The 25021-nt window shown below is 70.9% G+C and carries 26 protein-coding genes; 9 read left to right on the top strand and 17 right to left on the bottom strand.

The annotated features are described in order from the left end of the window. Positions 1–31: 31 nt before the first annotated feature. The 6 genes from R8Z57_RS04125 to R8Z57_RS04100 form a co-directional block, all read right to left on the bottom strand. Positions 32–1129, bottom strand: a complete 1098-nt coding sequence (locus R8Z57_RS04125) for an extracellular solute-binding protein (protein ID WP_318352473.1) — start codon at positions 1127–1129, stop codon at positions 32–34. Positions 1130–1175: 46 nt separating this feature from the next. Further along, the gene (locus tag R8Z57_RS04120; RefSeq protein WP_318352472.1) at positions 1176–2291 is read right to left on the bottom strand and encodes an ABC transporter ATP-binding protein; all 1116 of its coding nucleotides are present in this window, start codon (positions 2289–2291) and stop codon (positions 1176–1178) included. Further along, entirely contained in the window at positions 2288–4045 is a 1758-nt protein-coding gene (locus tag R8Z57_RS04115; RefSeq protein ID WP_318352471.1) for an ABC transporter permease subunit, read from the bottom strand. The genes R8Z57_RS04120 and R8Z57_RS04115 overlap by 4 nt, the downstream gene beginning before the upstream one ends. A gap of 63 nt (positions 4046–4108) precedes the next feature. Further along, complete coding sequence (locus R8Z57_RS04110) at positions 4109–4495, bottom strand: cupin domain-containing protein (RefSeq protein WP_318352470.1); 387 nt, start codon at positions 4493–4495, stop codon at positions 4109–4111. Beyond that, a complete protein-coding gene (locus R8Z57_RS04105) occupies positions 4492–5460 on the bottom strand; it encodes a C-terminal binding protein (protein ID WP_318352469.1) in 969 nt (322 codons plus the stop codon). Before R8Z57_RS04105 ends, R8Z57_RS04110 begins: the two co-directional genes overlap by 4 nt. An 85-nt stretch (positions 5461–5545) precedes the next feature. Further along, complete coding sequence (locus R8Z57_RS04100) at positions 5546–5893, bottom strand: cupin domain-containing protein (RefSeq protein WP_318352468.1); 348 nt, start codon at positions 5891–5893, stop codon at positions 5546–5548. Between the two features lie 148 nt (positions 5894–6041). Here R8Z57_RS04100 and R8Z57_RS04095 point away from each other — a divergent pair, with 148 nt between their 5' ends. From R8Z57_RS04095 to R8Z57_RS04075, 5 genes are all read left to right on the top strand, one after another. Continuing rightward, entirely contained in the window at positions 6042–6518 is a 477-nt protein-coding gene (locus tag R8Z57_RS04095; protein WP_318352467.1) for an Lrp/AsnC family transcriptional regulator, read from the top strand. Beyond that, on the top strand, positions 6515–7903 hold the full coding sequence (locus tag R8Z57_RS04090; RefSeq protein WP_318352466.1) for an aspartate aminotransferase family protein: 1389 nt from the start codon (positions 6515–6517) through the stop codon (positions 7901–7903). Before R8Z57_RS04095 ends, R8Z57_RS04090 begins: the two co-directional genes overlap by 4 nt. Before the next feature lie 52 nt (positions 7904–7955). Further along, on the top strand, positions 7956–9047 hold the full coding sequence (ald, locus tag R8Z57_RS04085) for an alanine dehydrogenase (protein ID WP_318352465.1): 1092 nt from the start codon (positions 7956–7958) through the stop codon (positions 9045–9047). A 163-nt stretch (positions 9048–9210) separates the two neighbouring features. Further along, on the top strand, positions 9211–9675 hold the full coding sequence (locus R8Z57_RS04080; RefSeq protein WP_318352464.1) for a DUF6098 family protein: 465 nt from the start codon (positions 9211–9213) through the stop codon (positions 9673–9675). A gap of 9 nt (positions 9676–9684) precedes the next feature. Continuing rightward, entirely contained in the window at positions 9685–10020 is a 336-nt protein-coding gene (locus R8Z57_RS04075; protein WP_318352463.1) for a sugar ABC transporter ATPase, read from the top strand. Between the two features lie 54 nt (positions 10021–10074). Here the strand turns inward: R8Z57_RS04075 and R8Z57_RS04070 are convergent, their stop codons facing one another. Further along, positions 10075–11451 (bottom strand): permease prefix domain 1-containing protein, encoded by a 1377-nt coding sequence (locus R8Z57_RS04070; RefSeq protein WP_318352462.1) that lies wholly within the window; start codon positions 11449–11451, stop codon positions 10075–10077. A 1-nt stretch (position 11452) separates the two neighbouring features. Then, on the bottom strand, positions 11453–11827 hold the full coding sequence (locus tag R8Z57_RS04065; RefSeq protein ID WP_318352461.1) for a PadR family transcriptional regulator: 375 nt from the start codon (positions 11825–11827) through the stop codon (positions 11453–11455). 171 nt (positions 11828–11998) lie between these two features. Here R8Z57_RS04065 and R8Z57_RS04060 point away from each other — a divergent pair, with 171 nt between their 5' ends. Then, entirely contained in the window at positions 11999–12760 is a 762-nt protein-coding gene (locus R8Z57_RS04060) for a DUF1684 domain-containing protein (protein ID WP_318352460.1), read from the top strand. 78 nt (positions 12761–12838) lie between these two features. Then, positions 12839–13996, top strand: coding sequence for an ion transporter (locus tag R8Z57_RS04055; RefSeq protein ID WP_318352459.1), 1158 nt, complete (start codon positions 12839–12841; stop codon positions 13994–13996). Between the two features lie 24 nt (positions 13997–14020). Here R8Z57_RS04055 and R8Z57_RS04050 read toward each other — a convergent pair whose 3' ends face one another. Then, the gene (locus R8Z57_RS04050; protein WP_318352458.1) at positions 14021–15268 is read right to left on the bottom strand and encodes an MFS transporter; all 1248 of its coding nucleotides are present in this window, start codon (positions 15266–15268) and stop codon (positions 14021–14023) included. Between the two features lie 171 nt (positions 15269–15439). After that, complete coding sequence (locus tag R8Z57_RS04045; protein WP_318352457.1) at positions 15440–16504, bottom strand: ArsR/SmtB family transcription factor; 1065 nt, start codon at positions 16502–16504, stop codon at positions 15440–15442. Here R8Z57_RS04045 and R8Z57_RS04040 point away from each other — a divergent pair. Next, the gene (locus tag R8Z57_RS04040) at positions 16503–16898 is read left to right on the top strand and encodes a cupin domain-containing protein (protein WP_318352456.1); all 396 of its coding nucleotides are present in this window, start codon (positions 16503–16505) and stop codon (positions 16896–16898) included. The genes R8Z57_RS04045 and R8Z57_RS04040 overlap by 2 nt on opposite strands. Before the next feature lie 13 nt (positions 16899–16911). Next, positions 16912–17202 carry a DUF4287 domain-containing protein gene (locus R8Z57_RS04035; RefSeq protein WP_318352455.1) on the top strand — a complete coding sequence of 97 codons (291 nt, stop codon included), beginning with the start codon at positions 16912–16914 and terminating at the stop codon, positions 17200–17202. Positions 17203–17217: 15 nt separating this feature from the next. Here the strand turns inward: R8Z57_RS04035 and R8Z57_RS04030 are convergent, their stop codons facing one another. The 7 genes from R8Z57_RS04030 to R8Z57_RS04000 are packed head-to-tail and all read right to left on the bottom strand — an operon-like array spanning position 17218 to position 24919. Beyond that, positions 17218–17817, bottom strand: coding sequence for a DUF1992 domain-containing protein (locus R8Z57_RS04030; protein WP_318352454.1), 600 nt, complete (start codon positions 17815–17817; stop codon positions 17218–17220). Next, positions 17814–18665: an NAD(P)-dependent oxidoreductase gene (locus R8Z57_RS04025; RefSeq protein WP_318352453.1), complete on the bottom strand. Its 852-nt coding sequence runs from the start codon at positions 18663–18665 to the stop codon at positions 17814–17816. The genes R8Z57_RS04030 and R8Z57_RS04025 overlap by 4 nt, the downstream gene beginning before the upstream one ends. A 58-nt stretch (positions 18666–18723) precedes the next feature. After that, positions 18724–19758, bottom strand: a complete 1035-nt coding sequence (locus tag R8Z57_RS04020) for a LacI family DNA-binding transcriptional regulator (protein ID WP_318352452.1) — start codon at positions 19756–19758, stop codon at positions 18724–18726. Beyond that, positions 19751–21268 (bottom strand): sugar ABC transporter ATP-binding protein, encoded by a 1518-nt coding sequence (locus R8Z57_RS04015; protein WP_318352451.1) that lies wholly within the window; start codon positions 21266–21268, stop codon positions 19751–19753. Before R8Z57_RS04015 ends, R8Z57_RS04020 begins: the two co-directional genes overlap by 8 nt. Before the next feature lie 59 nt (positions 21269–21327). Beyond that, positions 21328–22347, bottom strand: a complete 1020-nt coding sequence (locus R8Z57_RS04010; protein WP_318352450.1) for an ABC transporter permease subunit — start codon at positions 22345–22347, stop codon at positions 21328–21330. Then, positions 22344–23387 carry an ABC transporter permease gene (locus R8Z57_RS04005; protein ID WP_318352449.1) on the bottom strand — a complete coding sequence of 348 codons (1044 nt, stop codon included), beginning with the start codon at positions 23385–23387 and terminating at the stop codon, positions 22344–22346. Before R8Z57_RS04005 ends, R8Z57_RS04010 begins: the two co-directional genes overlap by 4 nt. Next, positions 23384–24919, bottom strand: a complete 1536-nt coding sequence (locus R8Z57_RS04000) for a sugar ABC transporter ATP-binding protein (protein ID WP_318352448.1) — start codon at positions 24917–24919, stop codon at positions 23384–23386. The genes R8Z57_RS04005 and R8Z57_RS04000 overlap by 4 nt, the downstream gene beginning before the upstream one ends. Between the last annotated feature and the right edge of the window lie 102 nt (positions 24920–25021).

Here is a 25021-nt window from a genome sequence, read left to right as displayed (position 1 = left end):
CCCCCCCCCCCCCCCCCCCCCAGGGTGGGTCTTACTGGCCGACCCAGCGGTTGAAGGCGTCGAGCACCTCGTCGAGGTTCTCGGCGTAGTAATCGGTGTCCTGCCGGATGGCGTTGTCGATGTTGGAGCCGACGGGAAGGAAGGGCTGGACCTCCTCGGGGAAGTCCGAGGGCTCCACGCCGATCACCGAGGCGGGGATGGGGGTCGGGATCTTCGAGGCGAACGCGATCTGGCCGTCCTTGTTCTCGATGACGTGTGCCAGCAGCTGCTGGGCCGCGGCGACGTTCGGACCGTCAGCGGGGATCGACCACACGCTGTTGGAGTAGCCGCCCTCGTCCCACGTGATCTCCATCGGGAACCCGTTGTCGGCGAGCGCGGAGTTGGCCCGGTTGGCCCAAAGGATGCCGATGTCGCACGAGCCGTTCTCGAACGACTCGATCGACTGGGCACCGCTCGTCCACCAGGTGATGTCGCCCTTGATCTCGTCGAGCTTGGCGAGCGCCCGCTCGACGTCGAGCGGGTAGAGCTCGTCGGGCGCGACGCCGTCGGCGAGGAGCGCCGCCTCGAGGGTCCAGCCGTACTGCGGGTTGTTGAAGAAGCAGCGCTTGCCGGGGAACGTCTCCAGATCCCACAGGTCGGCCATCGTGCTCGGTGCGGTGTCGTACGCCTCGCCGTCCCACGCGAGCACCATGCCGAACGTGCCCACCTCGATGCCGTGGTCGGAGTACGTGCCCTCGACCAGCTTGTCCACGGGCACGATCGACGTGTCGATCTCGGCGAGGAAGCCCTGCTCTGCGGCCGTGGCGGCATCGTTGACGGTCGGGAGGAAGAGCAGGCTCCAGGGAACCTGCCCTGCTTCCGCCGCGCCGAAGAACTTCGTCGCCGCCTCGTTGTAGTCGTCGGTGACGGTGACGCCGGTGTCAGCCGTGAAGTCGCCGAAGAGCGTGGCGTCGAGCTGCTCCCAGACCGTGCCGCCGCTGGTGTCGTAGAAGAGGATGTCGCCGCTGATCTCCTGCGCGTCCCCGGACGCCTCGGGGGTCGCGGACGACGACGCACACGCCGAGACGGCGAGGGCGGTGACGAGCAGTCCCGCTCCGGCAAGGAGCGAGCGCGAACGTGAGTGTGTCATTTCGATCCTGCTTTCTTGGTGCTTTCTTGGGTCATCCGAGATCGGGTCAGGCCTCGGAGGTCTTCTCTCGCGGGATGAGCGCGACTTCGCCGGCGCGCACGCACAGCGAGACGACGTCGCCCGCGCGCGGCACGGCGTCGTAGGGGTCGAGGTCGGCGGCGAGCTCCGTCCCGGCCAGCTCGAACCGCACGCTCTGGCGCTGCCCGAGGAAGCGGGACGAGATCACGCGTGCCCGGCCGAGCCGGTCGTAGCCCGCCGGCGCCTCACCGCCGCAGACGCGGATCTGCTCGGGGCGGATCACACAGGTGGCCTCCGGCCCCGCGACGGCGCTGTGGGGCCTGGTCGTGATCCGCGCTTCGCCCCACGCCACCGTCGCCAGGTCGCCGCTGCGCTCGACCACGGTGACGTCGATGAGGTTCGCCTGGCCGAGGAACTTGGCGACGAACAGGTCGGCGGGGGAGCGGTAGATGTCCTCCGGCCGCCCGATCTGGCAGATCTGGCCGTCGCGCATGACACCCATCCGGTCGGAGAGGATGAAGGCCTCGTCCTGGTCGTGGGTGACGTAGATCGCGGTCGTGTCGGATTCGCGCTGGATCCGCCGCACCTCTGCGCCGAGATCCTGCCGCAGGGCGCGGTCGAGGGCGCCGAGCGGCTCATCCAGGAGCAGCACGCGGGGGCCCTGGGCCAGCGCGCGGGCCAGCGCGACGCGCTGCTGCTGCCCACCGCTGAGCTGGCCGGGGTGCCGGTCGCCCAGGCCGCCCAGTGCGACGAGCTCGATCATCTCCGCGACCCGGCGCTGGCGCGCCGCCCCCTCGACGCGGCGCACCTTGAGGCCGAACTCGATGTTCTGCGCGACCGTCAGGTGGGGGAAGAGGGCGTAGTTCTGGAAGACGAAGCCGATGTCGCGGCGCTGGGTCGGCACGTGGGTGACGTCTTCGCCGTCGATGTCGACGCGACCCCGGGTGGGGTCGAGCAGGCCGGCGATGATGCGCAGCAGGGTGGTCTTGCCCGAGCCGCTCGGGCCGAGCAGGGTGAAGAACTCGCCGGCGTGCACGCGCAGATCGGTGTCGTCGAGGGCGGGTTTCCCGTTGTAGTCGAGACCGACGGCGGTGGCCGTCACCTCGCCGCGCGACGTGGACCGGATGGTGGTGGTGTCGCTCATGAGCTCTCCTGAGTCGAGGGGGGAGTGTTCTTGCGCCGGATCGCGGAGACGACGCCGCGGATGGCCAGGATGACGATGACCGCGGTCACGAGGAGCGATGCGACGGCGGGCACCGTCGGGACGATCCCGCTCTCGAGGTACTTGTAGATGGTCACCGGCAGCGTCTTGGTCGGCCCGGTCTGGAGGAACAGGGCCAGCACGACCTCGTCCCACGAGGTGACGAACGAGATCACGAAGGCGCCGACGATGCTCGGGATGATCCCGCGCACGACGACCGTCCAGAAGGCGCGCGTGCGCGAGGCGCCGAGCGTCCATGCCGCTGCCTCGAGTCCGCGGTCGGCACCGCTCATCGCGGCGAGGATGATGGCGAAGGCGAGCGGTGCGGCGATCACGGTGTGGGCGAGGATGAGCCCGATGATCGTGCCGGTCATGCCGAGCCGCAGCTGCACGTCGTACTCGCCGATGGCCAGGAGGATCGCGGGGGTGATGAGCGGCGCGAAGGCGAGCCCCGAGACGATCGCCTTGCCGGCGGTCGAGGTCATCGAGAGCATCGCCCGGGCGAGGACGAGGGCGATCGCGACGGAGAGGATGCCGGTGCCGAGGCCCACGACGAGGCTCTGCCCGATGGGACCCAGCCATGTGGCCGTCGTGAAGACCTGCGCGTACCACTGCAGCGTGAAGCCGCGCGGCGGGAACACCACCGTGCCGGTCTCGCCGATGGAGAGCGGGAAGACGAAGAGCACGGGCAGGACGAGGATCGTGATGGTGACGAAGGCCACCACCGCCGAGGCCACCATGGGTGCCGACCAGCGGAACGGCTGATCGCCGCTCACACCTTTCACCTGCACGGGCCCCACGCCCGTCTTGAACTCGCCGGTCACGCGCACCACGCCGACGTAGCAGATGAGCGTGGCGATGAGGAGCAGGATGCCCATGGCGCTGGCCACGGCCCACTGGAAGATGTCGATCTGCTGCTGGATGTAGACCGAGATCGTCTGCTCTGCCGGACCGCCCAGGATCGCCGGCACGAGGAAGAACCCGAGCCCGAGGATGAAGATCAGCAGCGTCCCGCTCATCAGCGACGAGCGGATCATCGGCAGGTAGACGGAGAAGAACGTGCGCGTCGGTGAGGCCCCGAGCGTGCGGGCCGCCAGCAGGAGGTTGCCGTCCACGGCGACCATGCCCGCATAGAGCACGAGCACCATGTACGGGAGCAGGTACATCACCGTGCCGACGAGGGTTCCCGCGGGCGTGTAGAGGAGGTTGAACTCTCCGAGCCCCAGCAGCAGCGAGAGCTGGTTGATCGGCCCGTTCGGGCTCAGGATCGACGTCACCGCGAACAGGCGGACCACGATCGAGATCCAGAAGGGCACGAGGATCAGCAGCAGGAGCAGTGTTGCGGTGCGGCGCTTCAGCCGGGAGATGAAGTAGGCCGTCGGGAACGCCAGGAGCACCGTGATGATGGTCGAGTTGACGGCGAGGAGGAGCGTGCGCCACTCGACGCGGAGCAGGAAGTCGTCCTGGAACAGCTGCAGGTAGGCGTCCAGTGAGAAGGTGGGGGAGGCGAGGTCGAAGCGGCCGTCCTCGCTCAGGCTGCGCAGAACCACCGTGAGGATCGGCCACACGAAGAAGATCAGATAGAAGATGATCACGGGCGCGAGCAGCGCGATCCTCACCGCCGCCGCTCCCGCGCGCGAGCGCCGCACCGAGCGTGCGGGCACCGCGATCGGTGTCGTCATCTGCTGAGCAGCCATCTCACCCCTTCAGAATTTTGGAACAACGTACCAATATCGTGTTGCCGGCAGATGTCGCGATTGTCACGCGTCGGCGTCGCCGTGGGCGATGATGGCGGCTCGGTAGATCGCGTAGACCTTCCGCACCGTCTCGGTGACGTGCCACTCGCCGCTCCACCCGGCGTGGAGCGAGACCGTCACGCCCGGCGCGATGGTGGTCGCGGAGCCGTCGGGGTGCGTGAGTTCACCCGCGCCCGAGACGAAGTGCATCACTTCGCCGACGTCGTTCTTGGCAGAGAGGAAGCGGCCGGGCGTCACCTCCCACACGCCGATCTCAAGGCCCGGAACGTCGACCAGCACGCGCTCGCCGCATCGCGGGTCGCCCTCGACGACGCGCGCCGGTGACGGCGAAGGGCCGAGTTCGATGCTCTCCGGCCGAAGCGTCTCGGCGAGGGCGGCGAGGGTGGTCATGGGGTGTTCCTTCCGGCAGTCGCGGCGAGCGCCGCGCGGTTGACGATCGACGGCGCGTCGCCGCCGACCAGGAGAGAGGCGCAGCGCTCCGACAGCAGCGCGCGCAGTCGCGGCTCGGATTGCTCCGAGTACCACGCGATGTGGTTGGTGACGATCGCGCCGGGCGCCGTGAGCAGCGGATCCGCGGGATCCGCCGGCTCGGTCTCCAGCACGTCGACGGCTGCACCGGCGAGTGCGCCGGCCTCGAGCGCCGCGGCGAGCGCAGCAGTATCGATCAGGGCGCCGCGCGACACGTTGACCACATGGGCGGTCGGCTTCATGCGACGGAGCGCCGCCGCGTCGATCACGTGCCGCGTCTCGCTCGTCAGCGGCAGGTGGAGCGTCAGCACGTCCGCCCGCGCGAGGACCGTCTCGAGGGGCGCCAGCGTGACGTCGTCGGACGTATCCACGTACGGGTCGTACGCGACGACATCGCCGAAGAAGGGGCGCAGCAGCCGGATCGTCTCGCGGCCGATGCGGCCGAGGCCGATCACGCCGAGCGTCGCCTGCGAGAGCGCCGGCATCGGCGTGAGGTCGCGCCAGTGCGTCCATCTCCCCGCGCGGACGAGTCGATCGGCCTGCGGGACGCGCCGGACCGACGCGAGCGCGAGCGCGGCGGCGTGGGTGGCGACCTCTTCCTCGCAGTAGTCCGGGACGTTGACGACGCGGATGCCGCGACTCGTCGCGGCCGCGATGTCGATGGTGTCGACGCCGACCCCGTACCGGCCGATCACCCGCCAGCGCGGGTGGGCGTCCATCTCCGCCGCGCCGATGTCGGCGAACTGGACCAGTACGCCGTCCGCTTCGCGCGCGTCGGCGGCGCCGTCGCGGGCGTCGAGGACCTCGACGCCGCGGTCGACGGCGACTCGACGCTCGACGTCGACGTCTCCGTATGCGGTGTCCAGGACCGCCAGGACGGGCTTCATCGCTCCATCACCCCTGTTGCGTGGCTGCGGGAGCGACCGTGCTCCCTAGTTAATGGAACACCATTCCACAATCCGATCGCGCCGGTCAACGTCCGAACTCCATCTCCGGTGCGTCGTCGATCATGAGGAACGTCGCCTGCGCGTCCGACACGTTGTGCCCCCGGTGCGCACGGCCGGGCGAGACGATGGACCCGTCGCCCGCCGAGATGGTGAACGTCTCGCCGTCCTGATACTCGTAGCTCATGGCGCCCTCGAGCACGAACCCGCGATGGCCCTTCTCGCACCAGACGTCGTCGCGAACGGCGCCCGGCCGATAGGTGACGCGGTTCCATGTCGATCCGTCGGCGGCGACCACGGTCTTCAGCCGGATCCCGGCAACCTGCTCGTCCCACTCCAGGGCGTCCAGCCCGATGACCTCGACGTCGCTCTTCATCTCGCCGCTCCTGTTCCCCGCATCCCGTCCGCCCATTCGGGCGGCGGCACTCTGCGGATTCGGTTGATTCAGGACCATAGCGCAGAGATTTCGATATTGAAACACCGTTCCAAGAACTGATACCGTCGTCGCGACAAGGAGGCAGACGATGCCCGCAACCGCACGACGCACCCCGACGGTCGCCCTCGACGACGTCGCCAAGGGGATCATCGAGCAGCTCCAGATCGACGGCCGTCGCACGTACGCCGACATCGGCAAGGCGGTCGGGTTGAGCGAGGCGGCCACGCGGCAGCGCGTGCAGAAGCTCGTCGACCACGGCGTGATGCAGGTCGTGGCCGTCACCGATCCGATGCAGCTCGGATTCGCCCGCCAGGCGATGATCGGCGTCAAGGCCTCGGGCGACACCCGCCGCGTGGCGGACGCCCTCAGCGGGCTGCCCGGGGTCTCGTACGTCGTGCTCACGGCCGGCTCGTACGACCTCCTGGTAGAGGTCGTCTGCGAGAGCGACGACGACCTCATCGTGCTCCTCAACGACCGCATCCGCACGCTCGACGGCGTCGTCTCGACCGAGACGTTCGTCTACCTGAAACTCCACAAGCAGCACTACAACTGGGGGACCCGATGAACCCGACGCGCACCGAGGCCGAACTCCGCGAGATGGCCAGAGACCACCTCTGGATGCACTTCTCCCGGCAGTCCGTCATGACAGAAGGGCCGGGAGTGCCCATCATCGTGAAGGGCGAGGGCCATCACGTGTGGGATGCCGCCGGCCGACGCTACATCGACGGGCTCTCGGGTCTGTTCGTGGTGAACGCCGGGCACGGCCGCAAACGCCTCGCCGCCGCCGCGGCGCGGCAGGCGGAGGAGCTCGCCTTCTTCCCCATCTGGTCGTACGCCCACCCGGCCGCCATCGAGCTCGCCGACCGCATCGCCGAGCTGGCGCCCGGCGACCTGAACCACGTCTTCTTCTCCACGGGCGGCGGCGAGGCGGTCGAGACGGCCTTCAAGCTCGCGAAGCACTTCTTCAAGCTTCAGGGCAAGCCCACCAAGCACAAGGTCATCTCGAGGGCCATCGCCTACCACGGCACGTCGCAAGGCGCGCTCGCCATCACGGGACTCCCGGGCATGAAGTCGATGTTCGAACCGGTGACCCCCGGCGGGTTCCGGGTGCCGAACACGAACTACTACCGTGCCGCCGAGATGGGGTTCCCCGGCGGCACGCCGGAGGAGTTCGGGCTGTGGGCGGCGAACCGGATCGAGGAGATGATCCTGTTCGAGGGGCCCGAGACCGTGGCGGCGGTGTTCCTCGAGCCGGTACAGAACTCCGGCGGCTGCTTCCCGCCGCCTCCCGGGTACTTCCAGCGGGTGCGCGAGATCTGCGACGAGCACGATGTGCTGCTCGTGTCGGACGAGGTCATCTGCGCCTTCGGGCGGCTCGGCACCTGGTTCGGCGCCGAGGCCTACGGCTACCAGCCCGACATGATCACGTTCGCCAAGGCGGTCACGAGCGGCTACTCGCCGCTCGGCGGCACGATCGTCAGCGATCGCGTGTACGAGCCGTTCTCCCAGGGTGCGGCATCCTTCCCGCACGGGTACACCTTCGGCGGGCACCCGGTGTCGGCGGCGGTGGCCCTGGAGAACCTCGACATCTTCGAGGAGGAGGGGCTGCTCGCGCACGTGCGCGAGAACTCGCCCCTGTTCCGCGCGGCGCTCGAGAGGCTCCTCGACCTGCCGATCGTCGGCGACATCCGGGGCGACGGCTACTTCTTCGGCATCGAGCTCGTGAAGGACAAGGCGACGAAGGCCACGTTCGACGACGACGAGTCCGAGCGTCTGCTGCGCGGCTTCCTGTCGACGGCGCTGTTCGACGCCGGGCTGTACTGCCGGGCCGACGACCGCGGCGACCCCGTCATCCAGCTCGCCCCGCCGCTCACGATCGGCCCCGCGGAGTTCGACGAGATCGAGCAGATCCTCCGCCGCGTCCTCACCGAGGCGTGGCGCCGGCTCTGACCCGGCCGGCCCAGACCCCACCCCGCGAGACCACCGACGAAAGGGACGACGGATGCGCGTCAGCATTCCCGCCGAGATCAAGAACAACGAGAACCGTGTCGCCATGACACCCGCCGGCGTCGACCAGCTCGTGAGGGCCGGTCACGAGGTCATCGTGCAGTCCGGCGCCGGTGCCGGCAGCGGCTTCAGCGACGAGCAGTACCGCCTGTCCGGAGCGCGGCTGCTCGACGACGCCGCCGACGTGTGGGCAGCCGCCGAGCTGCTGGTGAAGGTGAAGGAGCCGGTGGCGAGCGAGTACGTCTACCTGCGCGACGACCTGACCCTCTTCACCTACCTGCATCTCGCGGCGGACCGACCGCTCACCGAGGCGCTCGTCGGTGCCGGCACGACGGCGGTCGCGTACGAGACGGTGCAGACGCCCGACCGGGCCCTACCGCTTCTCGCGCCGATGAGCGAGGTGGCCGGCAGGCTCTCGATCGTCGTCGGCGCCTCGACCCTGATGAGCACCGCCGGCGGGCGCGGCGCTCTGCTCGGCGGCATCCCGGGCACCCCGAAGGCGAAGGTCGTGGTGATCGGCGGCGGCGTCGCGGGCGAGCACGCGGCGGCGAACGCCCTGGGTCTCGGCGCCGACGTCACGATCGTCGACATCTCGCTGCCGCGGCTGCGGCAGCTCGAAGTGCGCTTCCAGGGGGCCGTCCAGACGCGCGCGTCGACGCGGTACGAGATCGCCGAGCAGCTGATCGACGCCGACCTCGTCATCGGCTCGGTGCTCATTCCCGGCGCCGCCGCGCCGAAGCTCGTGACCGACGAGATGGTCGCGACCATGAAGCCCGGCTCGGTGCTGGTCGACATCGCGATCGACCAGGGCGGCTGCTTCGAGGGGTCCCGCGCGACGACCCACGACGCGCCGACGTTCCCGGTGCACGACTCGGTGTACTACTGCGTCGCGAACATGCCCGGCGCCGTCCCGAGCACCTCGACCCGCGCGCTGGCGAACGCGACGCTGCCCTACGTCGGCGCGATCGCCGGCCGGGGCTGGGATGCCGCCGCCGCCGCGGATGCGGCGCTGGCGAAGGGGCTGAACGTCCGCGCGGGCGTCATCGAGAACGACGGGGTGCGCGCGGCGTTCGCCGCCGCGTCCTGACGAGCCGGTCGACCGCAGACCACGACGGAGAGCGGATGCCGCGGCCCGCGGCATCCGCTCTCCTCGTGTCTGCGGCCCTAGCCGTCGCCCGGCGGCCCCGTCAACCCCCGTGCCGGGCGGAGCTTTCGTTCGTACGGTGGCTGGTCGAGGGAGAGGGACCGGCATGACCGTAGGATCGGTGCGCGCAGCGCGCACCCTGTTCGTCACCGAGACGATGTTCGACTCGATCACGTCGCTCGCCGAGCTGGCCGAGACCGTGCGCCGCTACGGACGGCTGTATGTGCGGTACAGCGAGGGGCCTCAGGGCGACCGTGAAGGCAGCGTCGACACCGAGAGCGGGCTGCCGCTCCCCGGGCTGTCGGCCAATCCGCTGCACGCCCAGCCGTGGTGGACGCGCGAGCTGGAGGACTGGCTCGCCCGCCAGGTGTGCCAGTACCGCGAGCTCGCCGAGAAGAACCCCGATCGGTTCGCCTGGGTGCTGAGCGGCACCGAGGCCGGTCGCGGACCCGACTGCGAGCCTCTCGTGCGCGCGGTGGTGCCGATCGCCAAGCTCGACCCGGCGCTCCTCGACGAGGCCGCGCACCGCTACGAGACCCGCTTCGACGCCGGGCACGGCCCGGAGGACTGAGAGGAACCGATGTCCGACAACCTTCCCGCCGACATCCCGCAGGCGCCCGACGGCCAGACCGGCATCCAGCCGCTGCGCGATCGCGACACCTCCATCGAGCCCGACCCGGCGCAGGACCCCGCGCAGGCCGAATGGGATCGCACGACCGCGCTCGACGCCGGCGAGGATCCCGACACCGCGACCGCGACGGGCGACGATGCCGCGCACCTCGCGGCGGACGACGAGGACGTGCCGCGTGCCGACCTGCCGTCCGAGGCGCTGCAGCCCGAGACGCAGGGACTGAGTCCCGAAGCGGCCGAGCTCGGCGAGGACGGTCAGGGAGACCTGGCGCCCGAGGACTACTGAGATCGACGGATGCCGCGACCCGGCGTCGCGGCCGGGCCGCGGCATCCGTCTGTCTCACACGTACGCGAAGAGCGGCGGGAACACCACGACCACGATCGCCGCCCACGCCAGGTAGACGGGGACGAACCCGGTCTGCCAGCGTTCGAGCCGCTCGAACGGTGTGCGGTGCATGGCGAACCGCAGCTGCAGCCAGGCGGCGCCCGTGAGGTTCGCGAGCAGGATCACGTTCAGCCCCAGTGAGGCGAGCTTGTTGGGGCTCGCGCCGAACTCCGCGATGCGTCCCACCATCGCGACCAGCAGCATGATGTCGACGACCAGCGCCGCGACGAGCATCACGAGCTGCAGCCGGTCGAACCACGACGGCGGTGCGAGCGGATCGCGGGCCGACAGTGCGTACAGCAGCAGCCCCGCGACCACGACGAGCACGATGTCGAAGAGGATCAGCAGGTCGCGCTGCGCGAACGACTCCGCCTCGCCGCCGTCGATCAGGTTGCCCTGCAGGAGCCCCGCGACGATGAACGCCAGCAGCAGCAGCGTGAACAGCGGGGTGAAGAGCTTGGTGAGTACGGGGGCGATGTTCTCGATCACGCTCTGCTTCGCCTCGACCAGCCAGCCGGCGATGACGACCGCGCCCGCGACACCGCACGGCAGCATCCAGTCCTCGACGAAGGGGCCGACGTCGAGGTCGATGGCCGCGAACACCCCCATCGTGAGGGCGATGAGCACCCCGCCGCCGAGGGCGATCAGCGCGAGGTAGACGACCCACTCGCCGGTGAACCGGATGAAGTCCATGCGCGCCCGGCTCGACGTGACCCGGCCGTTCACGTACGCGATGCCGGTGACGAGCCACAGGGCCACGGCGGAATGGATGGCGGCGAGCACGAGCGTCGCCCCGTCCGGCGCGAAGGGGTAGACGGCCATGATGACGGCGGTGAGCACGAAGGGCGCGGCGACCACGGCGATCGTCCGCGGCGACGCGGCGCGCCGGATCAGGAAGAAGGCCGCGAGGAACGGCAGCACGAGCAGCGCGGCGAATCGCGCGTAGAAGTCGGCATCCACGCCGGACTCGATGCCGAAGAGCGCCGGGATCTTCACGGCCACCGCCGCGCCGATGGCGAGGCCGACTGCGAGCAGCAGGCCTCCGGTGCGCGGCGCGCGGGGCTCGTCGGCGAACATGAGCTGCTTCCAGAGCCGGTCGGAGTGCTCGCGGGCGAACTCCCGTGAGAGGTCGTCGAGGCCGCCCAGGCGCTTCACCGCGACGAGGAATGCCTCGTCGGAGGAGAGGCCGGATGCCTCGAGCCGATCGATCTGGCCCCGCAGATGATCCTCCAGCTCGTCGACGTCGCGGCCGTCGATCGCCTCGCGGCGCGACACGTAGGCTCGCCACGTCGTGATCTGGTCTTCGATGAGGGAGTCGCGGTCGTCGGCCATGTCACACCCCTCCCAGCGCGGGCGCGCCGAAGAAGTCGGTGCCCCCGTCCCGGTCGGACCAGACCTGCTGCAGTGCGCGGCTGACGACGCTCCACTGCTTGCGCTGCTCGGCGAACGCCGAGCGCCCGCTGCTGCTCAGGCGGTAGTGCTTGCGCGGGCGCCCGTTCGGCGATGCGCCCCACGACGACTCCACGTGCCCGAGCCGCTCCAGCCGGTGCAGCAGCGGATACAGCATGCCGTCGCTCCACTCCAGCTCGCCGCCCGAGAGCTCGCCGACGCGCTGCAGGATCGCGTAGCCATACGACTCGCCCTCCGCCAGGATGCCCAGCACCATCGGGGTGGCGGCGGCAGCGACCAGGTCTTTGCCGATCTTCACATCGTCCTCCGTACCTAGAACCTCTAGATGCATAGCAGTGCAATATACCTAGAACCACAAGGTAACACGGATGACGGTGCATGACACCCATGACCGTCGCCGCGGAATGCCGGGCGCGGCGATGTGTTGGGATGTCACGGGGCCGAACGTCGCCCCGGAAGCAGGACGCGCATGACCCTCCCCACCGGCACCACCGAGACCCTGACCGACGAGCGCTGGCTCGCCGTGTCGTCCGCGCACGGCATCGCCGCGCTCCGCCACACCCACTGGCTCGACGACCGCCCCCGCGCGTACGAGGGAGCCCCCGGCCTGTGGCGCGCGGCGGACGGCGCGGTGATCGGCAGCGGGCTGCACGGCCGCGACGACCTCGCGTCCGAGGCGTCGCGGAGCGAGGTGCGGCTGGCGCCGGGGGAGCACCTCGACATCGGCGGTCTGCGCCTGAAGGCGATCAGCCGCGGAGGTGTGCCGGCGCTGCGCGTCTTCGATCCTGAAGCTCCGAGCCGCACCCGGCTGCGCGGCATCCTGTCGTTCCCGCACGCTGACGCGTGGGCGATCCCGGGGCTCTTCCGGCCCGCGGCCGCGGGCACGACGACGGTGATCGAGAGCGTCGACGGCTCGGAGCGCGAGGAGCCCGCCGTCGGCACGATCGCGCTCCAGATCGCCGGTGCGCCCGTCGAGCTCACGGTGACGGGCGACCCCGCCGAGGGGCTCAGCGCCGTCATCGCCGACGCGACCGGAAACGTCGACGCGTACCGGTTCCGGTTCCTCGAGATCGACCCGCCCGCGGCCGACGGCTCGGTCATCGTCGACTTCAACCGCGCCTACCTGCCGCCGTGCGCCTTCAGCGAGCACTACATCTGCCCGCTGCCGCCGGCGAACAACCGCCTCGCCGTGCGTGTGGACGCGGGGGAGCGGATCGCGGAAGTCGCGTGATGCGCTGAGGCGGCGGATGCCTCGACAATGGGTGCGTCGGGCGGCGCACGCCGCTCGCACCCGAGCCGAGGAGCCGCCATGGACCGACCTCTTGCCCGCGCGCGCGAACGCGCGCGTGCGACCGCGCGCACCGAGCTGAAGAACACCGCGTACGAGATCTTCATCGGCGTGCTGTCGATCCTGTCGATCTTCAACCTCGTGCTGGTCTACGCGTTCGCCGGCGACCCGTCGCTGCAGCAGATCCTGTCGGCGATGAACGCGCTGTTCAGCCTCATCTTCCTGGGCGACTTCCTGTATCGCATCTTCACGGTGCCTTCCCCGGCCCGGTACTTCTTCCGGGGCTACGGCTGGGCCGACCTGCTGGCGAGCCTGCCGTTCCCGCAGTTCAAGATCCTGCGCGTGTTCCGCCTGCTGCGCGTCTCGCGACTGCTGCGCGAGCTCGGCTTCCGCACCATCGTGTCGACGCTCATCCACGACCGCGCCAACAGCGCGCTGATGACGCTGCTGCTGATGGGCATCTTCGTGCTCCAGTTCGGCAGCCTCTGGATGCTGGCGGTCGAGGGCCATGCGAAGGACGCGAACATCACCAGCGCGTCGGATGCCCTCTGGTACACGATCGTCACGATCTCGACGGTGGGCTACGGCGACCAGTACCCCGTGACGAACCTCGGCCGCATCATCGGCACGTGCATCATCATCGTGGGCGTCGGCATCTTCGGCACGTTCACGGGCTATCTCGCCAACCTCTTCCTCGGCTCCGGCAAGGGCACGCCGCCGGACGAGGAGACGGATGCCGCGGCCGACGCGTCCGCCCCCGCCGAGGTGTCTGCGGGGGCCGATGCCGCGATGCCCGGTGGTGACAGCGCCGGGGCGTCCGGTGGTGCGGCCGGTCGTGGTGCCGCGGCTGCCGCGGCTGCCGCGGGTGGTGCGGCCGCGGCCGGGGCCGGACCGGCGGTGGACGCCCCGAGCGGGATCGCCCATCACGCGGCGAAGGGGGTGGCGGCCGGCGCGGTCTCGGGCGCGGTGCGCCGTGGGGTGGCAGCGAGCCAGGCCAAGGGCGCGGCATCCGCCGACGCGACGGGCTCCGTCACCGGAGGCGGGGCCGGCGATCCCGGCGTTCCTTCGCCCGCGACTCCGGACGCCGGCGCGGAGGCGACCGCCGCCCGCATCCAGGCCCTCCTGGCGCAGTCCGAGGAGGCGATGGCCGAGGTGCGCCGGCTGATGGCGACGACGTAGTCGCCGCGCGAGCGGATTCGCGGCTCAGCGGCGGCCGGCGACCGCGTTCCACACGCCGGCACCGAGCACGACGGCGGCCGCGGCAACCGGCGCGACGAGCGCGGTGGCGGCGCCGGAGCTCTCGGCGACGACGCCGGTGACGGCGGATGCCGCGGACTGGCCCACGACGACCGCAGACCCGAGCATCGTCATCACGGTGGCCGAGCGTCCGCGCGGCGAGAAGCCGGCGGCGAGGCTGTACTGCGTGACCAGCGTGGGGCCGATGCCGACGCCGATCACGAGGAGGCACCCGGCGATCGCCGCGACGCTGTCGACGAAGGGGAGCGCCGCAGCGCCGGCGACGAGGACCGCGGCGAACGCCAGCCAGCGGGCGCGGAGGGTGAACCGGGCGGGGAACAGCGCCACCCCGAGCGCGAGCGCCGCCGAGCCGATGCCCATGGCGCCGTATACGAGGCCCGCCTGCTCGGGCACGCCTCGCTCGGCCATGAAGGCGGTGAGGGACGTGAGCATCGCGCCGAAGAAGAGACCCATGCCGAGCGCGCCCACCACGGGCGCGAGCACTCCGGCGCGGAAGAGCTCGCGCGCCGGCGCCTGCTGGGGGCGGTCGCCCGAGACGGAAGCCGCCGCCGTCGTCGCGGTCGGGTGCAGCGCAAAGGCCGTCACGAAGACGAGCGCGAGCACGGCGGCGCCGATCACCGGCGCGGCGGGGTTCATTGTCGTCGCCAGGAGTCCGACGATGACCGGGCCGAACACGAAGACGATCTCGTCGGCCGCGGATTCGTACGCCATCGCGCCGTTGACGGTGCGGGTTCGGCGATCCGCGGGATAGGCGCGGCCGATGATGCCGACCAGGCGCGTGCGCGAGAGCGGCGCCACCTGTGGCATCGACGCGCCGATGAGGAACGCCGCACCGAGGAGCGCGGCATCCGGAACCGGCGCGAAGGCCAGCCATGCCATCGCCATGAGCAGCAGGCTGTTGGCCGTGCCGGCGATCAGCAGCACGCGGCGCTGACCGAACCGGTCGGCGGCGGCGCCGAGGAGCGGTCCGACGAGGGCGGTGCCGAGGCCCGTCATGGCGCTCGTGGCGCCGCCGAGCGCGAGCGAGCCGCGTGCCGAGACCACCAGCGTGAGGATGCCGACCACCACCATCGCGAACGGCAGGCGCGCCACGAGTGCGATCGGGAAGTAGGCGTAGCCGACCTCGCGGATGAGGCTCGGTCGCGGTGCCGTGCGGCTCGCAGCGGTGTCGGGATCGACGAGAGTCGTGTGCATCTTTCTCCAGGCCGTCCGCCGAGGGTCGGCGGCATATGGTGCCGCCTTGTCCGCAGCCGGAGCCGCAGGCAGGTAGATGCACATCGAAATGGGCCCGGCCAGTCTACCGGAGCCCGCCTGGGCGACACCTGGCCGTGCGTGCGCCGCCCCGCGGCCGCGGGACGGCGCGGATCAGAGGACGGCGCCGACCAGAGCCTCGCCGAGGGGCGAGCGTCGGTGCAGCACCCGGGCTCCCTCGCGAGTGCTCGAGAGCAGCCCTGCCTCGCGGAGCACCGTGAGGTGGTGGGAAGCCGTCGAGGCGGCGAGCCCGGTGTCGTGCGCGACCTGCGTCGTCGTGCGGGGCTCGTGCGCGTCGAGCAGGATGCGGGCGCGCGCCGGTCCGAGCAGAGCCCCGAGCGCGGCGTCCACATCGGCGGGATCGCGCGCCCACGTCGCAGTCACGCCCTGCGCCGGGTAGAACAGCGTGGGCTGCGCCGGCGGCTCGGTGAGCACGAAGCACCCCGTCGAACCCATGACCGACGGCACGAGCACGAGGCCGCTGCCACGGCAGTCCACGACCTCGCTCCAGATGCGCATCGTGACGCGCACCGCGCCGTCGTGCCACGCGACCCGGTCGTGCAGCGTCTGGATCGTCGCGCCGATCCCGCTCTCCGCGATGCGGCGCGAGCGCACCGCGATGTCGGCGCGCAGGACGCGTTCGAGTTGCGTCCAGACCGGAGCGATCCCCGCGTTCCAGACCGAGAGCCAGGCTTCGGCGATCATGCCGCGCGCCCGGTCGGGGTGGTCGAGCATGCGCTGCACCGCCTCGCGGCGCGCTCCGTCCGTGCGGTCCAGCACCTTCGCCATGTCCACGCCGAACCGCTCGTCGTCGATGTGACGCAGGCGCTCCGCCTCGGCCTCGGGCGTCAGCTCCCACGTCGGCGTGGTGGTCAGGAAGTCCGGGAAGTACCCGTCCTCGCGGATCAGCAGCGCGAGCACCTCGAAGTCCTCGCGGGGGATCGCGCCTCGCGCGGCGCGCATCCATCCCCACTGCAGCGGGTATTCGTCGGGCCGCAGCATCGCCCGCACGGCGTGGCAGAGCTCGTGGCCCGGCGAGATGCCGAAGCGGATCGCCGTGAGGTCGTCCGGCGCCAGCTGGAAGTCGACGTACTTTCGATCCACATCGAAACTATAGGGCGCGACGTCGGCGCCGAGGAGGCTGGTCGCACCAGGAACAGCACGGAAGGACCACCCCATGAGCATGCTCACGCCCGCACCCACACCGGCCATCGTCGCCGCCGCCGACCTGCTCGTCGGCACCGGACGCCTGCGCCGCTTCGTCGGCGCCGAGCACGGTGCGGCCGTGTCGTACTTCCTCGTCGACAACGAGCCCGGTCAAGGCCCCGGCATCCACCGGCACCCGTACGCCGAGACGTGGGTGGTGCTCGAGGGCGAGGCCCGCATCACGATCGCGGGCGAGGTGGTGCACGCGGTCGCCGGCGACACGGCCACGGCGCCCGCGGGCGCGTGGCACGGCTTCACGAACTGCGGCACCGGCCGGTTGCGGGTCCTGTGCATCCACGCCTCCGACCGCATCATCCAGGAGTGGCAAGATGCTCCCGGAGTCCTCGACATCCCCACCGCCGACTGAGAAGGAGAAACGCATGTCGTTCCAGGCATACCTCGACAACATCGAGGACAAGACAGGTCTCACGCCCCGCCAGTTCCTCGAGAAGGCGACCGAGAAGGGATTCGGTCCCGGCACGAAGGCCACGCCGATCGTCGAGTGGCTCGCCGCCGACTACGGCCTCGGCCGGGGGCACGCCATGGCGCTCGTCCACGTCATCACGAAGGGCCCGCAGATCAGCGACAAGCACGTCGGCACCGACACCACCCACTCCGACCCGTCGAACACGCTCTGGCTCGACGGCAAGGCGACGAACCCGAACCCCTGACTCAGCCCGCGGAGGTCAGTCGCGATCCCGGCCTCGACGCCGCCACCACGGGCGACGGCGGCCGGACGCGGCATCCGTCTGCTCCTGTCGCTGCGCAGCGGCGAGCCGGGCCTCGCGCCGCTCCCGCCACGCGGCGAGCTCCGCGTCGACGTCGCGGGTCGGCGTCACCACCGGCGGGCCGCCGAGCAGCTGCCGGCGTGCCTCGATCACCCGGCGGTTGAAGTCGTCGAGCGCCTCACGCACGTCGTCCTCGCGGGCCAGCTCGTCGAGCCGGGACTCGAGCTCGACCGCCTCGACGCGCAGCATGAGCGCGGGAGGGCCGAGCCCGGTGAGCTGCTCCGTCTCGATCTTGCGGCGGATCCACCAGTCGGGGTCGTGCGTCTCGCCGAGCCCCGGGATCGGCTTGCCGGCGCCCGGCAGGTCGTCGAACTCGCCGCGCCTCATCGCCTGCTGGATCGCGGTCTCGACGACCGCCGCGCGATCGGCCGCCGAATACGCCCGTGCGGCCGCCGTGCCTGGGGCTGCGGCATCCGCTCCGCCGTCCTCTTGCTCGGCGCCCTCGCCCGACTGCGCCGCCCGATAGCGGGCGGCCGCGAGGCGCGGGTCGTCGCTCATGATCCGGCGACGTGGTCCCGCCACGAGTGCTGCGGGTCGTAGCCCAAGAGGCGCCGCGCCTTGCCGATCGACAGGAGCGTCTCGTGCTCGCCGAACTCCCGCGTCTCCACGCCGGGGAAGACCTCGGCGACGAGTTCGGCGTTCGGCCGCGACATCACCGTGTCGGCGGCGGCGATGATGTACGCCTCGAAGCCGGGCGGGGCGACCTCGAGGGCGCGCTGCACCGCCTGGGCGCCGTCGCGGGCGTCGATGTAGCCCCAGAGGTTCCACTTGCGCGTGGTCGCGTCGTTGTCGTACGACGGGAACGCCGCGTAGTCCTCGGGCACCATGACGTTCGAGAACCGCAAGCCCGTGATCGACAGGTCGGGGTGCCAGCGCACCAGTTCGACGGCCATGCGCTCCTCGAGGGTCTTCACGAGCGAGTACACCGACTCAGGCCGCGGCGGGTACTCCTCGTCCACCGGGATGTACGGGGGCGGCACGTCGAACGGCAACCCGAGCACGGTCTCGCTCGAGGCGTACACGAGGCGACGGATGCCGAGCCGCACGGCCGCCCAGAACACGTTGAACGTCGCGGTCATGTTGTTGTGGAAGGTGGCGACGTCGGAGCGGATGCCGGGGGCCGGGATCGCACCGAGATGCACGACTGCGTCGAACCCGTCGTGACGGTCGTTGACGGCGGTCAGGGCGTCGACGACCTGGCCGTAGTCGGTGAGGTCGACCTGGACGAAGTCCGGACCGCGGGTGCCGACGACGTCGATGCCGATGACGTCGTGTCCGGCCCCCCGCAGTTCGCGGGCGACGACGGTGCCGAGCTTTCCGGACGAACCGGTGAGAGCGATGCGCATGACTCCAGCGTGGCACGGCCCGCGGGGGTCCGGACCCGCGGGCCGCGAATGCCCGGGGTCAGGCCCGGGGCGCGCGAGTGGACGCGCGGACGATGAGATGCGTCGGGATCGGGGTGTCCTCGGTCACGCTGTCGGGCTCCTCGACGGCGATCAGCACCTTCTGCATGATGAGCTCGCCGAGAGTGCCGAAGTCCTGCCGCACGGTGGTCAGCGGCGGGTAGAGGTACCCCGCCTCGGGCACGTCGTCGAAGCCGACGACGCTGACGTCCTCGGGCACGCGCAGCCCTCGCTCCCGCAGTGCGGAGAGCAGCCCGATCGACATGTGGTCGTTGCCGGCGAAGACCGCCGAGCCCGGCGCGATGTCGAGCTCGAGCCCCACATCGTGGCCGCTCGCCGCCGTCCAGTCCCCGTGGCGCGGCTCGACGATCTCGAGCCGGCGCTCGCCGAGCTCGTCGCGCCAGCCGCGGATGCGCTCGAGGGCGTCGGGGGCACGCGTCGGGCCGGCGAGATGCAGGATGCGCGTGTGGCCGAGCTCGGCCAGGTGACGCACCGCCGATCGCGCGCCCCGGTACTGGTCGATCGACACGATGTGGGGACTGCGCCGGGCGCTGGCGGTCGCCGCCACCAGCGGGATGCTGAGATCGAGGCCGCGCACGACCTCGAGCACGCCGATGTCGACGACGATCAGCACGATGGCGTCGACCCGCTGGCGCAGCAGCCCCTCGACCACCCCCTTGATGGCGGCGGGATCGGGGTCGACCGCGCTGACGGTGTCGACGCTGTAGCGGGCGGCGCGGGCGGCGAAGTTGAAGTGGGTCGCGATCGACGTGGGGCCATAGTCGGGCACGCCGGGGGTCACGAGGCCGATGGTCCGCGTCCGCCGCGTGACCAGGGCGCGCGCCGCGGGGGAGGGGCTGTACCGCAGCTGCGCGATCGCCTGCTCCACGCGGGCGCGGGTGGCCGGGCGCACGTTCGGCAGGTCGTTGATCACCCGCGACACCGTCTGGTGCGAGACGCCCGCGAGGCGCGCGACGTCGAAGATGTTCGCGGCCCGCGTCGATCCGTCGTCGGCCGTCACCCGCGGGTCAGTCATCGAGCTCTTCCGGTCGGGCGACGAGCGCGAGGAGCGAGTCGACGGTCAGCGCGTCGGACGGGAGCGTCTCGACGATGCGCCCGTCGCGGAGGATCGCGACGCGATGCCCGACGCGCAGCACCTCTTCGAGCTCCGCCGAGATGAACATCACCGAGAGACCGTTGGCCGCCATCTCGCCCACGAGGTTCTGGATCTCGACCTTGGCGCCGACGTCGATGCCGCGCGTCGGCTCGTCGAGCACGAGCACGCGCGGCGACAGGGCCAGCAGCCGCGCGAGCAGCACCTTCTGCTGGTTGCCGCCCGACAGCGTGCCGGCCGGACGGTCGAGATCGGGCGGGCGGATGTCGAGCGCCTCGACCCAGCTCGCGGCGAGCTCGCGCTGGCGCGCCGGCGGGATCCGCCGCAGGACTCCGCGGTCGGCCTGCAGCGCGAGAGTGATGTTGTCGAGCACGCTCAGCTCGCTGATGATCCCCTCGGTGCGGCGGTTCTCTGACGAGTACACGACGCCCAACGCGATGGCCGAGCGCGGGCCGGAGGGCGTCCGCGGCGAACCCTCGATGCGGATCACGCCGCTGTCCACGCGATCGATGCCGGTGAGCGAGCGCGCGAGCTCGCTGCGGCCCGAGCCGAGGAGGCCCGCGACGCCCAGCACCTCGCCCTCGTGCAGCGTGACATCGGCGTCACGGATGCCGGCGCCCGCGGTGATGCCCTGCGCGGTCAGCACGGGACGATCTTCGTCGGATGCCTCGGCCACGGCCGGTGCGGCGCTCAGGGCGCTGACGCTCCGGCCGAGCATGGCCTGCACGAGATCGATGCGCAGCAGCTCGCGCGTGAGGTACTCGCCGATGAACCGGCCGTCGCGCAGCACCGTCACGCGGTCGCAGATCTCGTAGACCTGATCGAGGAAGTGCGAGACGAACAGGATCGCGACGCCGCGCTGCTTGAGGTCGCGGATCACGCGGAACAGCTCCGCGACCTCGTCGAGGTCGAGGCTCGACGTGGGCTCGTCGAGCACCAGCACGCGCACGTCGGTGGAGATCGCCCGTGCGATCGCCACCAGCTGCTGGACGGCGAGCGAGTGGGTGCCCAGCCGCGACGCCGGGTCGATGTCGAGCCCGAGGTCGGCCAGGGCCTCGCGTGCCTCGCGCCGGATGCGCCGCCAGTCGATCATGCCGGCGCGCCGCGGCTCACGCCCGAGCGCGATGTTCTCGGCCACCGAGACGTTCGGCAGGAGGTCGATCTCCTGGTAGACGGTGCTGATGCCCGCGCTCTGCGCGTCGTGCGGCGAGTGGAAGCGCACGACCTCTCCGGCGAGGGTCAGCACGCCGGCGTCCAGGGGCAGGGCACCGGTGATCGCCTTGATGAGAGTCGACTTCCCGGCGCCGTTCTCGCCCATGAGCGAGTGCACCTCGCCGGGGAACAGGCGGAAGTCGACGCCGTCGATCGCGGCATCCGCTCCGAAGCGCACCGTCGCCCCGGAGAGCTGCAGCAGCGGCCGCGCCTCGTCCATCAGGCCATTATCCCGACGGATGGAGGTGCGGCCGCTGCGCTCGGACGTGGTGTCGCCGCCTATCTGCGACGCTGCGAGCGTGCGACGATCACGCGCTGCACGACGATGAAGACGAGCAGCAGCGCTCCGATGATGATCTGGGTCCACGCCTGCTCCGCGCCCATGAACGAGATCAGCTTCTTGATCGTGCCGTAGACGAGCACGCCGATGAGCGAGCCGAGCACGTAGCCGGTGCCGCCGGCGAGCAGCGTGCCGCCGATGACGACGGCCGCGATGGCGTCGAGCTCGGTGCCGATGCCGTTGCGCGGGTACCCCGCCCCGGAGTATGCGGTCAGCAGCAGCCCTGCCAGTCCGCCGCACACGCCGCTGATGACGTACACGCCGATCTTCGTGCGGGCGACGTTGAGGCCCATGAGGCGGGCCGACTGCTCGTTGCCGCCGATGGCGTAGACGGTGCGGCCGAAACGGGTCCACATCAGCACCACGAACGCGATCGCGACGGCGAGGAGGGCGATGATGCCGGTGGGCGTGATGTACCAGCCGGCGACGCTGAACCGGGTGCGCTGCAGCCACAGCACGATCGGGTCATCCACCCGGATCGATTCCAGGCTGACGACGAAGGCCAGTCCGCGGGCCAGGAACAACGCCGCCAGTGAGGCGATGAACGGCTGTACGTCGAAGTACTGCACGAGGATGCCGACCAGCAGGCCGATCGCCGCGCCGGCGACGAGCATCACCGGGATCGCCACGACCGCGGGCACGCCTTGCGAGAGCATGCTCGCGCCCAGGATGCCGGTGAACGCCATGACCGAGCCCACCGACAGGTCGATGCCGCCCGTGAGGATGACGAAGGTCAGACCGACGGCGAGCACCACGAGGTAGGCGTTGTCGAGCAGCAGCGCCGAGATGTTGCCCGGGCTGAGGAACCGAGGAAACCTGGCCTGCGCGCCGATCAGGAGCACGATGAGGATCGCGACGGCCGCGAACGTCGGCATGAGCGACGCGTGGCGGCTCATGAACGTCGCGTAGCGCGACGGTGCGGCCGTCCGCGACGGCGACACTTCGAGGGCCCGGGTCATGACGTCACCCCCGCTCCGGCACCGGCGTGCGATCGGCGACGTGCGGCGCCCAGCGCGCTGCGGCCCCAGCGGTGCAGCCGCGGGGACTGCACCAGCACGACGACGATGACGACGATCGCGAAGAACACGGGACTCTGCGCCGAGGGCACACCGAGGAACAGGATGGTCGCCTCCAGGGTCTGGATCGTGAGCACGCCGATGACCGTGCCGGCGATGGTGAACTTGCCTCCCATGAGGGAGGTGCCGCCGAGGACGACGGCGAGGATGGCGTACAGCTCGATGAAGAGGCCCGCCGCGTTCGCATCGGCGGCGCGGATGTTCGAGCTGTAGATGATGCCCGCGATGCCGGCGAGGAGACCGCTCGCCACGTACGCGCCGAACACGATGCCCCGTGCCCGGACGCCCGCGAGCCGGCTGGCCTCGGGGTTGATGCCGACGGCCTCGGTGAGCATGCCGAGGGCCGTGCGGCGCTCGAAGAGCGCGATGACGACGACCGCGACCACCCAGATGAGGAAGGCGAAGGGGAGCGCGAGCAGGTAGCCGGTGGCGATGAACTCGTACGGCTCGCTGTTGACCGTGGTGATGAAGCCCTCGGTGATGAGGAGGGCCACGCCGCGGCCGGCGAGCATCAGCACGAGCGTCGCGATGATCGGCTGGATGCCGACGACGGCGACCAGGAACCCGTTCCACACGCCGAGGACGAGCGAGACGGCGAGCGCCACCAGCAGCGCCACCGCCACGGTGCCCGGGTTGCCGGGGTCGGGGGAGGCGTCGATGATCGTCAGGGCGACGGCGCCCGAGACGGCCATGATCGCGCCCACCGACAGGTCGATGCCCCGCGTCGCGATGACGATCGTCATTCCGAGGGCGACGAGCATGAGCGGCGCGCTGTTGCGGAGGATGTCGATGAGCGCGCCGTAGAGCTCGCCGTCGCGCACCGTCACCAGGATGAACTGCGGGCGCGCGATGGTGTTGATCACGATCAGGGCGAGCAGGGCGACCACCGGCCAGAACAGCCGGTGCTTCACGATCGCTTTCATGCCACGCTCTCCTCTGGCTGGTTGGCGATGTAGTCGATGAGGCCGTCGAGGTCGACGTCGCTGGAGTCGAGCTCGCCGATCTTGCGGCGGTCGCGCATCACGACGATCCGCTGTGCGATGCGCAGCACCTCCTCGAGCTCGGACGAGATGAAGATGACCGAGAGCCCCGCCGCGCTGAGTTCGGCGACCTTGCGCTGGATGTCGGCCTTGGCGCCGACGTCGATCCCGCGCGTCGGCTCGTCCAGGACGATGAGCTCGGGCGCGGTCGCGAGCCACCGCGCCAGCAGCACCTTCTGCTGGTTGCCCCCCGAGAGGTTGCCCGCCAGCATGTTCGGATCGGCGGGACGCACCCCGAGCGCGGCGATGTACTCGGCGACGACGGCATCCGCTTCGCCCTTCCCGATGCGCCGCAGGGCGCCGCGGCGGGCCTGGATGCCGAGCACGATGTTCTCGGCCACGGTGAGGTCGGCGATGATGCCCTCGGCGCGGCGGTTCTCGGACGAGAACGCGATCCGGTTCTCGATCGCGCGGCGCGGGGACGAGTGCTTGGCGACGCGGCCGCCCACCTGGATGTCGCCCGTCTCGGCGCGGTCGGCGCCGTAGAGGAGGCGCACGAGCTCGGTGCGGCCGGAGCCGAGGAGACCGGCGACGCCGACGACCTCGCCGTCGTACACGTCGAGGTCGACCGGCTCGAGCATGCCGCGCCGCCCGACACCGCTCGCGCGCAGCACGGGCACGCCGGTGCGGTCGATGGCGCGGTCGGCCACAGAGGCGAGAGCGGTGAGCTCGTCGAGCTCGCGGCCGATCATCTTGTTGACGAGCTCGCCGCGGGGGAGGTCGCTGAGGAGGTACTCGCCGACCAGGCGCCCGTTGCGCAGCACCGTGATGCGGTCGGAGATCTCGTAGATCTGGTCGAGGAAGTGGCTGACGAAGAGGATCGCGACGCCCTTGTCACGCAGGTCGCGCACGACGCCGAAGAGCTGCTCGACCTCGCCGCGGTCGAGGCTCGAAGTCGGCTCGTCGAGGATCAGCACCTTCGCGTCGAGCACCATCGCGCGGCCGATGGCGATGAGCTGCTGGATGGCGATCGAGTGGCTCGACAGCATCGACCGCGTGTCGATGGTGAGCCCGAGGCTCTCGAGGTGCTCGGCGGCGAGGCGGTGCACGGCCTTCCAGTCGATGCCGGCGACGCCGCGCGGCTCGTGGCCGAGCATGACGTTCTCGCCGACCGAGAGGTTTCCGCAGAGGTTCACCTCCTGGTAGACCGTCGAGATGCCGGCGGCCTGCGCGTCGGCGGTGCCGGCGAAGCGCCGGGGCCTGCCGGCGACGACGATCTCGCCGGCGTCGATGGCGTAGACGCCGGTCAGCGCCTTGATGAGCGTCGACTTGCCGGCGCCGTTCTCGCCCATGAGCGAGTGGACCTCACCCGGTCGGAGGGTGAAGTCGACGCCGTCCAACGCGAGCACGCCGGGGAATCGGATCGTGATCCCGGTCATCTCGACGACCGGCGGGACTGCGGTGTCCGCGGACATGGTGGCTCAGCTGCCTTTCCGGGCTTCGTCGCCGGCACCGCCGCCGGGAGACCGGTGCGATCTCCCGGCGGTGTGCCGTCGATTCACCTTGATACAGGATCG

The sequence above is a fragment of the Microbacterium sp. M3 genome (genome assembly GCF_033548675.1).
Lineage (GTDB): Bacteria > Actinomycetota > Actinomycetes > Actinomycetales > Microbacteriaceae > Microbacterium > Microbacterium arthrosphaerae.
This window is presented reverse-complemented; position numbering and strand designations above follow the sequence as displayed.